The following is an 11,767-nucleotide window of genomic DNA, read 5'->3' as shown; positions in this document are numbered from 1 at the left end:
TTCGATATACCCATTTAGTTGGGAAAGCCTTGATGGAATTCAAAGCAGGGCTCACTTTTGCCTGCTTAAACATGAAGAAACTGGCCAATATACTGGCATTGAGAAGCTAGAAAGGCTTCGTTTTTTTATTTTCAGAGGATATTTCACTAAAACAAAAGACAAACCCTTATTTTGAGATTAACTCAAACGGGGTTTGTCTCCAATCTGAGCCCATCACCGTAGTGATGAGCTTTGTTTGTCTCCATCTATATGTAAATAGAACCAGGAACACCAGATAGAAAAAGAGCCAACAGCATATCATCGTAAGATGCTGTTGGCTCTTTATTAATTTCTAATTTAGTTATTGTTTGGTGTTATTGTTTTAGAAAGAAGAAATCATAAAGGTAAAGATCTTGGCCCATTCGTTCCACTAATTCATCTTTTACATGATTATAGAATAGTTGATATAATTCCTCGTTTGCAGTATCAACTAAATCTAATCCCTTCCCTTCACTAAAGTCTCCTTCCATGTAAAGCACTCTTGGCTCGTAATCTGTTATATCAATCGCAAATATATATAAATGCTGTCCGTCATATGATGCTTTAACATCCACAACATAGAACCTGATTTCATCTGTTGCTCCAAAAAAAGATTCCTCCTGATAGGCAAATCCAGTATTCACCCCATAAACTTGAGTGAATGAAAGTAAATTATAAATATCATATGAATGAAATCTCTTGCCATTATCTAAAGTGATGCTATAGTACTCTTGATCCATCGACTTTTCCCAATCGGAAAATTTTTTATTTAAACTCGCTATGTATTCAACTGAGTAAGGGTTCGTCCATTCTGCCCGAAAACCGGCTGGATTATAAAACTCACCGTCAGGAGTTATGTGTGCGTGTACAACATTTATATGAAAAGATAAAAATAAGATACCTAACAATGACATAATTTTTCTCATTTTCTACCAACTTTCTATTACATGGTCTTACTCAGCATTTTATTAATAAAGGTTCAGTTTCTTATGACAATCTTTAACTAATATTATTATCAAAAAAATCCATTTCATAATAGGTACTATAGTAAACCATTATCTCGCATGTAATCCATAGTTCTTTCTATATCTGATTGACGATAAAAGCCTTTAAGAGTATTTGGTTCAAAGTACTCTTCTTGGATAGCACCTCCAAAGTGATGTCTGGCAGCTTCATAATCTGGTATAAAAAGGTGTTTGATTACTTCCAATACTTCATTATTATCTTTAAATTCATTTTCACTAATAAAGCTTAACAAAGTCATGAAACCATCTTGGTTGAGAAAATGCTCTAGGTCCATATTTTTCTCAAGTGCATTATTATTATCAAATTGCCATCTATCATCGTACATACAATCATTTTGGTGGTGTACTATCCTTAACCCATAAAGTTTTTCTGTACTTCTATCTTTCAACCATTCAATCCATCCATCTTCAACAGATTCAATCTTTCTCCCACAAGAATCACACAGCCAGCTTTCAACCATACTTTACCTCCCATTAAATTGTATACTTTAACTTGCACTCTTCCAGTCTACCAATTAAACCCCAATTTAACTACTTAAACTAATTCATCAAATAGAAAGCCTTAATACATGAGGCAAATGAAAAGAGCCAACAGCATTATCTTTTGCTGTTGACTCTTTATTAATATAATCATTTAATTTATCTATTTCTGCTTGGCTAAAATGCATATATATTTTGAAAGGTGGATTTTATAATGAACTTAGCCACCCTTAAAAAGGCATAAAAAAATACGCCATGTGAATTTTCATGTTATATTGAAGTTACCACTAACACTCAATAGACAAGGATGAATTCACATGACGCAAACTAATTCTAACATAAATGCCCGTAAAGGAAAACACCTGACCGACGGCGAACGTTATCAAATCCAGATTCTATTAAAGGAAGGCTACTCCCACCGCCATATCGGCCGTGTTTTAGGCCGCAATCATCAAACCATCAATAATGAAGTCAAGCGAGGCACTGTGACCCAAATCAATCGCGTGACGTCTAAGGGTAAGGTTTATACTTACTTCGAGGACATTTATTTTGCCGATGCAGGCCAAGCCTCTTATGATGAACAACGTTTAATGAGCGGTCGCCAGCCGAAATGGATCCAAGCCAGTTCTTTTATCGACTGGGCCGATAAGAAGATGCTGGGTCCTTCGATTGACCTGCGCCCGGAGGAAATTAATGACCGATCCGAATTTGGGCATTGGGAAATTGATACGGTCATTGGGCAACAAACGAAATTAGACCCTGTCTTACTCACCCTGGTCGAACGCCAAACCCGCTTTGAAATTATCATGAAATTGACGGGGAAAGATACCCAATCCGTTAATCAAGCCATCACAGACTTAAAGGAGCGTGCCGGGGATGCCTTTTCTCAGCTCTTTAAAAGCTTTACCTCGGATAACGGGTCGGAATTCTCGGATTTATATGACTTACTTAAAGAGAACATTGCGGTCTACTTTGCCCACCCTTATGCCTCTTGGGAAAGAGGGACCAGTAAGAACCAACATAAGTTGATTCGGCGCTTCCTCCCCAAAGGATGTTCCTTGAAAGATATCACCGAAGAGTAATGTTTAAAGATACAACAATGGATGAATGCCTATCCACGCCGCATCTTGGGTTATGACACACCTTATGAACGCTTTATCCGCGCTTTCCATCAGGAACGCCTGGTAAACAAAACATGTAGAGGTCAGAAATAGTTAAGTTAATACAAAGTAAGAACACTAATATTTTTTGGGACTAAGTGGCTAACTTGAACTTGAAATTTCCATCTAAATTTTTGATCCAATCAACTATGATTTATAAAAAATGCATCATACTTCTGTATATATTTATGGATGAGAAGCAATAATTTTAAGGTCTCCTAAAAATTTCCAATGTTCAATATTATTTGGTAAAATAAAATGGTCTCCTTTCTTAATTTTAAATTTGCTATCTGAAAGTAATAATTCACCCTGTCCATCTATTACACTAATTAATGTATAAAGTCCCTTTTGGTCAAAAGAAACTTCACCCCATAAATCCCATTCATACACAGTAAAAAATTCATTTGAAATTAAAGTTTTCAAAAATCCATTTTCCTGTTTATTTATAACAAACTTTGGCTGCTCGTCACTATGCGGAATAGTCGTCACGTCAATGGATTCTTTAATGTGCAACTCACGTAGATTTCCTGAATCGTCTCTCCGTTCATAATCATATAGACGATACGTGGTGTCACTCGATTGTTGCGTTTCAAGAATCATCACACCGCTGCCAATGGCATGGACAGTCCCACTTGGAACATAAAAAAAATCCCCTGCTTCCACTTTAACCGAACGCAGTAAGTCCTCCCATTTGTCATTCTCAATGAACAATTTAAACTCTTCTTCTGATGTTGCATTGTGTCCAAATACAATTTTAGCTCCTGGTTCTGCAGAAAGAACATACCAGCATTCTGTTTTTCCAAGTTCACCTTCATGAGCTAATCCGTATGCATCATCAGGGTGTACTTGTACCGATAAATCATTGTGCGCATCTATAATTTTCGTCAAAAGAGGGAAAGTTTCGCCTTCTTGATTGCCAAATAATCCTCGATTCGTCTTCCACAACTCCGCTAACGTTTTCCCAGCATATTCGCCATTTTTAATCGTCGCTGGACCATTTGGATGGGCACTAATCGCCCAAAGTTCTCCTGTTGTCTCTGTAGGGATATCATAGCCAAATTCATCACGTAATTTTGTCCCACCCCAGATTTTGTCTTGCAATACACCTTCTAAAAATAATGGTTCCACTTTATCACTCCATTTCATTATCTTTCATACTAATTTTAAAAAATCTGTATTATATTAATTCTCAGAATCCTAAAAGCAATCTGATATATTTTTCTATTAATTCAAATTTTATTTATTTTTTCTGGAGAAAGAATATTAAAACAGAGCATTAAAAATCAATGAACGATTTCAATACCCTGTTTTTTAATAAGATTATTATCAATATTCTGATTTATAGGTTATATACTATAACTTTTATTTGTTTACCTTAATTGTAATAAACTTATTGTGTCCAAGTTTATCTGGGAAATCTATTTCAGTGGTTTCGTCTAATTCTAAAGCCGAACCATTTTTAAAGCTCTCGGGTATTTCAACAGACTTATCATAATAAGGATTGTAAACTCTAATTAAATAATCACTATTCTTCTCAGATGCCTTTATCGCACTCACGCCAAGATTTCCTACATCAAAATTGGCTAAATTGTACACTTCAGGTAAATTCTTCTCTTCTCGTTTCTGACTAAAAATCATTCGTCCATTTAAGAAATCTGAATTTTGGTATGTCGGAATATCAGTTAGGTATTCTTTAGAGATGTTTGACATATTAATATCATTAAATCCTTTTTGAGAATTAATGTATATACCAAAGTCACAATTAATTTTTCCTAATAATTGAGCATCTGGCGTTTCTACTATAGTTTCACCAGAAGCACGTCCTGGCCTATACAATAAATCTTTTTTACCCATATAACCAAATGTTCTAAATAGTGTAAGTTGAATAGTACTGTAGTTCTCACCTACTATTTCATATTCTCGTACTCCTTCTGTAAGTACTGAGAAAACTTCTGAGTCAGAAGACAAAGCAACATAACTTTGCATTGGCTCTATTGCAATTGGTTTTTCGTCCCACTCTTCTTCTACCCATACTTCCTCTTCTTCAAGGTAGACTGGACGTCGAATAGGACCAAATAATTGATCAGCATAAGAAAAATTACTTGCAATATCAGAATCAAATTGAACAGATAATTTGTGACTTAATACATTGTTATCCACTTCAATATTGAACTTTATAATCTCACTTCCTTTTTCTAAATCAATAGAAGCCTTGACTGGAAGTTTACTTGTAATTTCACCTTTTGCACGTTCTTCTAAATCATAAGGAACATCCATTACGAATGTGTATTCTAATCGTTGATTTAATTGATTCTTATAAACATTTGAATCAATTCTTTTAGAATTCTCTGATGAAATCAACAAATCATTCTTAGGAGGTGAATAATTGTAAGAATCACCATCATCTCCTGAATCAATAAATACCATTTGTTTTTCATAAACAGTATCTGTAGCTTTATCTGTAATTGTTAAAGTGTTGTCATCTCTTAGTTTAATATGATACTTTTCGTTCTCAATAGTCGAACCATTATCTTCTTTATAATGATTGGTTTCATTATGTTTTTTAGCTGGTTCTATATGGAAAGTCTGATAACCTAAGGCTAGCAAGTCTTCTAAATAAGCTTTTAGTTTTACTTTATAAACTTTGTCTGGAATATATATATCTTTGCTTGGATCCACCTGTATTGTTTGATTTAATACATATTCTGTAAGTTCTTGTGCTTCTTCTATTACATAATCTTGTTCTTTACCTGTCTTAGAGTTGAATAGAGTAAAATCTAAACTTGGAACATATGCTTCAATTTCAACTATCCCCTCGTAATCGTATGGTAAAGGGTTAAAAGATATTATATTTAAATCATGGTCAAAGTTGATTTTGTTTGATATTGTACGCATGGTTAATTCAAGTAGATTAGTTGCTAAATCTTCAGCTACCTTATATCGATGTAGAATATCTCTATTTGTTGAGTCACTATTACAGCCTCCGATACTATCATGTGCAACATTTTCAAACATCAGCTTCCATATTTTTTCTACTTGTGCATGAGGGTATTCTATCCCTAGGCTGTCTGCTATTACTAATACTGGCTCTAAAACGTTTACTAAATAATTTTCAATTTTATTATTTAGTTGTTTCATATCTGCTCGTGTTGAAAAAATAGATTTATGAACTCTACTATGCTTAGCTTGAGTTAACTCTCCAGAAAAAGACTTTAGCTTACTGTTATAATCATCAACTAATTCGGTAAAAAATGATTCGGGATTTCCCATAACATATTCTCTTTCAGAATCAATACTATTAAATTTATCAACTAATTCTGGTAAATTTTCTCTAATTGGTGCTTGGTCATGTCCGTATGGGAAATAGATATGATTAGTATTGGATTCTTTATCCAATTTACCTATAAAGTTATTTATATATTCCATCATTTCAGAATCATCTTCAGGAATTCCATGCTCGCCACCATAATGATATCCATTTCTCATTATATTTGTAACGACTTGACTTCCATCAGTGCCTTTCCAAATAAATTGGGTATCATCGAAAGTAGTATCTGCTACTCCTCTCCAAAAAACTGCCGTATTTATTCCGAAACTATTATAAACTTGTGGCATATTACCCCCTTGACCAAAAGCATCTGGCACATAGCCCACATTAAATGAATGACCAAATTCATTTGCTTTGTCAATCCCATATAATAAGTTTCTAACAATTGATTCCTGAGAAATAACTAGCTGATCTGTTTGTGTATACCAAGGACCTATGAATAATCGTTCATCTTTTACTAAATTTTGTATTCTTTCCTTATCCTCAGGGTAATACTCTAGGTAGTCCTCAACGAGAGAGGTTTGAGCATCAAGAATGTACGTTTTAAATTTTTCATCATTTTCTAACACATTAAGAACTTCTTTAATATGCTTTAGTAAATATATAGTAGATCTTGATGTATTAAAATACCATTCTCTATCCCAATGTGTATGAGGAATTACATGTACTTTCTTTTTCTTCATTAATATCCTCCATAATATATATTATTCAGTTACTGTGTCACTAACTTGCTTTGCTTTTCTTGATTTTAAGAAGTTAACCATAAGCGCTGTTACTAACCCACCTACTAGTATTGAAACGACATATCCGATGATATTATCAACAAATGGAATTGCCATAAAAGTTGATAACATCGTTGAATGTGTAGATCCAAAAAATCCGTTTAATCCAGCGCCGACAGTTGTTCCTACTACAATACTAGGAATAACACGTACTGGGTCTGCTACAGCAAAAGGAATAGTTCCTTCTGTAATTCCTACTAATCCCATAATCAACGCAGTTCTTCCATTTTCAATTTCAGCAGGCGTATATAAATCTTTTTTAAGAACAGTAGCTAGCCACATCCCAAAATTCGGCAAACCAATACCTAATAACATAGCTGTACTTGCAATATAACTTCCCGAAGTAAAAGCAGCTGTACCGAACGCATAAGCAATTTTATTTACTGGCCCTCCCATATCTATTGCCATCATAGCACCTAACAATGCAGATAATAATACTGCATTAGCTCCACTCATACTATTCAACCAATTTGTTAAAGCTTGAGTTAAACCTGCGATAGGTGGGCCAATAATATACCACATTGCAAGTCCGACAAGACCGGTACTAATAAAAGGAATAATAATAATAGATTTTAAAGAATTAATATTGTCAGGTACTTTTATTTTTTTGAGCTGCTCAACCAAGTATCCAACAGCTAACCCTGTAATCATCCCACCTAAGAATCCAGTTCCCATTTCATTTGCGATAATTCCCGTTATAAATCCTGGTGCCAGGCCTGGTCGATCAGCCACTGAGTATGCTATATATCCTGAAATCATTGGGACAATAAAACCTAAACCTGATTGACCGATTAATCTTAAGACACCCCATATTGTATCAGTATGATCCCAAACATCTGTCCCTCCAAAAATAACAGCAAGAGAGGTAAGTAAACCAGAGGCTGTTACAAGTGGAATGATATATGAAACGCCACCTTGAAAATGTCTTACTATTTCTTTACCTATATTTCTTTTGTTGTCTGCCATGTTAATCCTCTTTTCTTAATTTAAATTTTCTGCTTTCTTTATAACATTTTCGCCATCCCTTATCGCTTCTTGTGTTGTAACTTTTAGAATTTTTTTTCCTGAAAAACGATCTCTTTCTGTCACATTTGTATCTACAGCAAATATAACTACGTCTGCTTCTTCTACTTCCTCTTGAGAAATTTTGTTTTCTAACCCCATTGCTCCCTGTGTCTCTACCTTAATTTCATGTCCATACTGTTTAGAAAACTTTTCTAAATTAGATTTAGCCATATAAGTATGGGCTAAACCTGCTATACATGCAGTTACTGCCACAATTTTCATTATATATTTTCTCCTTTTCCTGTTAGTCTTTATTAAAATTATTTATAACATTAAATATTTCTTCTTTATTTTCGGCAGACTTAAATTCTGCGACGAAATTATCATTCATCAAATTAGCAGATAAATTTGCTAGTATTCGTAAATGTTTTTCAGGTTCATCTGCATCTTTAATAGCAATTAAAAAAACAAATTTAACTTCATCTTCAGACTCTTCTCCCCATGGGATGTATGATTCTAACACTCCTAACGCTACAGTAGAATTATTTACTATACTACTTTTTCCATGTGGTATAGCAACTCCTTTCCCAATACTTGTAGGTACTTCTGCTTCTCTGTTGTAAACTGCCTCCTTGAACTTCTCAACATTATCAATATCTTTATTTTCGTATAAACACTTTGAAAGTTTATCTATGACCTCATTCATATTTTCGGCTTTCAAGCCGTATATAATATTCTCTTTTTTAATCACTAATTTATTTTCTTGCACATTCATCCCTCTTCCACTAAGACTTCTATAAACTCTTCAAAATCTCTTACTTTTGTTATTTTATTTAAAACATCTTCACTATTAATTATTTCATTAAAGAAACTATAGATATCATCAAGTTCCTTTTTTTTGCTCTCATTTAACAAAAATAAAAATACTATTTGGACCTTTTCTTCTCCCCAAACAATTCCATTTTTATTTATATATACGTAAATTAATGGATAATTTACGTATTCTACTCCTCCGTGAGGTATAGCAATGTTTCCTATAGCAGTAGATGATAGCTTTTCTCTTTCAATTATACTTTCATATATTTGAGGCTTCACAAAATTATTCTCTTCTAAGTCGTTTACCATATTCCTAATAACGTCTTTTTGTTTCATATTTTTATTATCAATTTTAAAAAAATCTTCAGATAATAATTTAATAAAATTAGAACTTCGATTCGCCGATTTTATATGCATTTGAATTTTATCAATATCTTTTTTTGTAAGTAAAGGATTCACATATACAGACTTGGTAAAAGAATCTGTTATAGGTACTGTGGTTACTATTAATACATCATCCAATTTCAAAGTACTTAATTGATTTATACCCACAGTATCTACAATATTAATTTTTTCTCCAAAAAAATTTTTTATTCTTTGTTCTAATAGCTTAGAAGTACCATAGCCACTACTGCAGACCAAGATTATATCTGTAACATCATCATTTTTAGTTCGCTCAAAAAAAGATTGGATATGAATAGTAATGTAAGCTATTTCGTCTTCATCAAATTCGATATCAAAGTCGTCTTCCAAACCAAGAACTAATCTTTTGCTTTGTTCAAATGCCGGTATAAAATTAGATTTAATTTGTTCCAGATAAGGGTTGCGAATACTTATATTATTCCCTAATCTATTAACAGCACTTTTTAAATGCACAGTCAAATCTTCAATAAGTTCTTCATCAGGATTTAGATCGCTTAATATCTCCTTAGTTATTTCTCTAAACTTTGAAATTTCTTTATTGTCATTAGGGTGTTTTTCATCGCTATACTCAATTTTGTTAACATTATTCTGTTGTATAAATTTAATATGGATATCTATATAATTTTTTTCAAATTCTGGTAATTGAATTCCAAATGCGTTTTCTATTTTCATAATCAGTTTTCTAGTGTTTTTCTCTAAATCGTATATTTGACTTTCTTGTCTAACAATGAAATTTTTTTTCATTCTATCAATCGAGATGCTTATGTGTATCACAAGGGAATTATATTCATATTCAGTTAGGTATAAATTAGTTTCATTAATAAAGTTTCCCACAATATCTGCCACTTTATTTATTGTTTTTAAATCAATAAAACCTTTAATATCTTCTGAAAATTTTAAAGATATCTTTAATCCCTCTTTATGATCACTACCAGCCACTAATTTTCTTTTATAAGTGTTAATAAGTTTTGAAATAAGTTGTCTTTTATCTTCTTCTTCTAAATCTAGATAAATACCAGACTTCGTTCCAATAATATTAATGTCATATTTCTTTAGTAATTTTCGAACATCCTTTAATAGATTTTCAAGTGTACTTCTACTAATATACATATTATCCGCTAATTCTTGAATGGTAACACGACCTTTAATATCAAGTAGCAAAGATAGAAGCTGTACTATTCTTTTATCTTTCGTTAAGTCACTTGTATCATCGAAAGAATTTAATAATTCTTCAATTTTATTAGTTTCACCTCCAATTGAAAAACCAATTCTAGGTTTAAAATTAATCCTTGAATTAATTTTTAAACTTTCTAAATATAAATTTATTTCCTCAATATATTTACCTATTAAATACCTTGACAATTTAAATCTATTTATTAGTTCCTTATAAGAAACTACATTGTTCTCATAAATAATTTTTAAAAGTTTAAAATGTTGATTATTCATTGTTATCCCCCTATTGACGCTTTCATTATAAAATTAATAAACACCGTTGAAAACGTTTTACTTTTAAATATAGTTTAAAAAAATTAGGTACATATTCTATCATTTGCATCTTATACTAGTTACATAAGGTTAAGTTGCTCTTCTATATTGTGAATAGAAACAAAATCTTCGCATTACGTTAATTTAATATAAAATTGCATCTCTCCTAAGTACTATGGCAAAGAATCCTTACTAAACCAGAAATTTATGTACTTATTAGTAATTCCATTTTAATTACATTAAAGTATAACAAATTAGCATATATAGTGTTAGTAGCATAAATATATAAACTAAATATTGAAAGGAAGTAAGATATGATAGGAGCTATTGAAGCTGGAGGAACTAAGTTTGTTTGTGCAGTAAGTGACAACAGTTTAAATATTATAGAAAGAGTCACTATTCCGACAACTCACCCAGAAGAAACATTTGATAGTATCTTTAATTTTTTTGATCAATACGAATTAAAAGCTATTGGAATAGGATCTTTTGGGCCAATTAATGTAAACCGACAATCAGAAACTTACGGATATATTACATCTACTCCAAAAAAACTATGGCGCAATATTGATTTTTTAGGGACAGTTAAAAGACGTTATAATATTCCTATCGGTTGGAATACTGACGTAAATGCTTCGGCATTAGGTGAAATAACTCTGGGAGCAGCTAAAGGGAAATCATCTTGTGTCTATATCACAGTAGGAACAGGTATTGGAGGGGGCGCTGTTGTAAATCAAGAGTTATTAACTGGCTTTGGACATCCAGAAATGGGGCATCTTTTAGTACCACGACATAAAAAGGATACTTATAAAGGTGTTTGTGATTACCATAAAGATTGTTTAGAGGGGTTAGCTTCTGGACCCGCAATTGAAGAACGTTTTGGTATTAGAGCAAAAAATTTACCTGAGGAACATGAGGCTTGGGAAATTGAAGCTCATTATTTAGCTCATGCGGCAATGGCCTATACATTAATACTCAGTCCTGATTGTATTATATTTGGTGGCGGTGTAATGAATCAAAAACATCTTCTTGATTTAATTAAAGTTAAATTCTTAGAATTATTAAATGACTATGTTAATTTGCCGCCTATTGATGAGTATATTATTCCAACTGGATTAGGAAGTGACTCAGGTATTGTTGGAAGTTTACTTTTAGGTAAGTCACAGTTAAAATAAAGTATTTAATACTTATTTTAAATAAATATATTAAATGGCTTTGCAGGTAGTGTCAAAAAAATTGTGTAAACTC

At 32.4% G+C, this 11,767-nt stretch carries 9 protein-coding genes and 1 pseudogene; 2 read left to right on the top strand and 8 right to left on the bottom strand.

All coding sequences use genetic code 11. The features are described from left to right. Positions 1–353 precede the first annotated feature (353 nt). Together HMPREF9707_RS05730 and HMPREF9707_RS08535 are read right to left on the bottom strand one after the other, a co-directional pair. On the bottom strand, positions 354–932 hold the full coding sequence (locus HMPREF9707_RS05730; RefSeq protein ID WP_006701753.1) for a hypothetical protein: 579 nt from the start codon (positions 930–932) through the stop codon (positions 354–356). 128 nt (positions 933–1,060) lie between these two features. After that, the gene (locus HMPREF9707_RS08535; protein ID WP_006701752.1) at positions 1,061–1,504 is read right to left on the bottom strand and encodes a hypothetical protein; all 444 of its coding nucleotides are present in this window, start codon (positions 1,502–1,504) and stop codon (positions 1,061–1,063) included. A gap of 336 nt (positions 1,505–1,840) precedes the next feature. Here HMPREF9707_RS08535 and HMPREF9707_RS05720 point away from each other — a divergent pair. Next, positions 1,841–2,737: pseudogene (locus tag HMPREF9707_RS05720) on the top strand (IS30 family transposase). Positions 2,738–2,869: 132 nt separating this feature from the next. Here the strand turns inward: HMPREF9707_RS05720 and manA are convergent. From manA to HMPREF9707_RS05690, 6 genes are all read right to left on the bottom strand, one after another. Continuing rightward, entirely contained in the window at positions 2,870–3,829 is a 960-nt protein-coding gene (manA, locus tag HMPREF9707_RS05715; RefSeq protein WP_040443190.1) for a mannose-6-phosphate isomerase, class I, read from the bottom strand. Between the two features lie 216 nt (positions 3,830–4,045). After that, on the bottom strand, positions 4,046–6,694 hold the full coding sequence (gene mngB, locus HMPREF9707_RS05710; RefSeq protein WP_006701749.1) for a mannosylglycerate hydrolase: 2,649 nt from the start codon (positions 6,692–6,694) through the stop codon (positions 4,046–4,048). Positions 6,695–6,715: 21 nt separating this feature from the next. Then, positions 6,716–7,759, bottom strand: a complete 1,044-nt coding sequence (locus HMPREF9707_RS05705; RefSeq protein ID WP_006701748.1) for a PTS fructose transporter subunit IIC — start codon at positions 7,757–7,759, stop codon at positions 6,716–6,718. 15 nt (positions 7,760–7,774) lie between these two features. After that, the gene (locus HMPREF9707_RS05700; RefSeq protein ID WP_198003496.1) at positions 7,775–8,083 is read right to left on the bottom strand and encodes a PTS fructose transporter subunit IIB; all 309 of its coding nucleotides are present in this window, start codon (positions 8,081–8,083) and stop codon (positions 7,775–7,777) included. Positions 8,084–8,102: 19 nt separating this feature from the next. Further along, the gene (locus HMPREF9707_RS05695) at positions 8,103–8,567 is read right to left on the bottom strand and encodes a PTS sugar transporter subunit IIA (protein WP_198003486.1); all 465 of its coding nucleotides are present in this window, start codon (positions 8,565–8,567) and stop codon (positions 8,103–8,105) included. Between the two features lie 2 nt (positions 8,568–8,569). Next, positions 8,570–10,483, bottom strand: coding sequence for a BglG family transcription antiterminator (locus HMPREF9707_RS05690; RefSeq protein WP_006701745.1), 1,914 nt, complete (start codon positions 10,481–10,483; stop codon positions 8,570–8,572). A 353-nt stretch (positions 10,484–10,836) separates the two neighbouring features. Here HMPREF9707_RS05690 and HMPREF9707_RS05685 point away from each other — a divergent pair, with 353 nt between their 5' ends. Beyond that, positions 10,837–11,694 carry an ROK family protein gene (locus tag HMPREF9707_RS05685; protein ID WP_006701744.1) on the top strand — a complete coding sequence of 286 codons (858 nt, stop codon included), beginning with the start codon at positions 10,837–10,839 and terminating at the stop codon, positions 11,692–11,694. The last annotated feature ends 73 nt before the right edge of the window (positions 11,695–11,767 follow it).

The sequence above is a fragment of the Falseniella ignava CCUG 37419 genome (genome assembly GCF_000301055.1).
Lineage (GTDB): Bacteria > Bacillota > Bacilli > Lactobacillales > Aerococcaceae > Falseniella > Falseniella ignava.
Note: the sequence above shows the minus strand (reverse complement) of the source record. Positions and strands in the feature narration are given on the sequence as shown.

Excerpts from the sequence above, each read along its gene's own strand:
- HMPREF9707_RS05690 (WP_006701745.1), bottom strand. The coding sequence starts at position 10,483 with ATGAATAATCAACATTTTAAACTTTTAAAAATTATTTATGAGAACAAT.
- HMPREF9707_RS05685 (WP_006701744.1), top strand. The coding sequence starts at position 10,837 with ATGATAGGAGCTATTGAAGCTGGAGGAACTAAGTTTGTTTGTGCAGTA.
- manA (WP_040443190.1), bottom strand. The coding sequence starts at position 3,829 with ATGAAATGGAGTGATAAAGTGGAACCATTATTTTTAGAAGGTGTATTG.
- HMPREF9707_RS05730 (WP_006701753.1), bottom strand. The coding sequence starts at position 932 with ATGTCATTGTTAGGTATCTTATTTTTATCTTTTCATATAAATGTTGTA.
- mngB (WP_006701749.1), bottom strand. The coding sequence starts at position 6,694 with ATGAAGAAAAAGAAAGTACATGTAATTCCTCATACACATTGGGATAGA.
- HMPREF9707_RS08535 (WP_006701752.1), bottom strand. The coding sequence starts at position 1,504 with ATGGTTGAAAGCTGGCTGTGTGATTCTTGTGGGAGAAAGATTGAATCT.
- HMPREF9707_RS05705 (WP_006701748.1), bottom strand. The coding sequence starts at position 7,759 with ATGGCAGACAACAAAAGAAATATAGGTAAAGAAATAGTAAGACATTTT.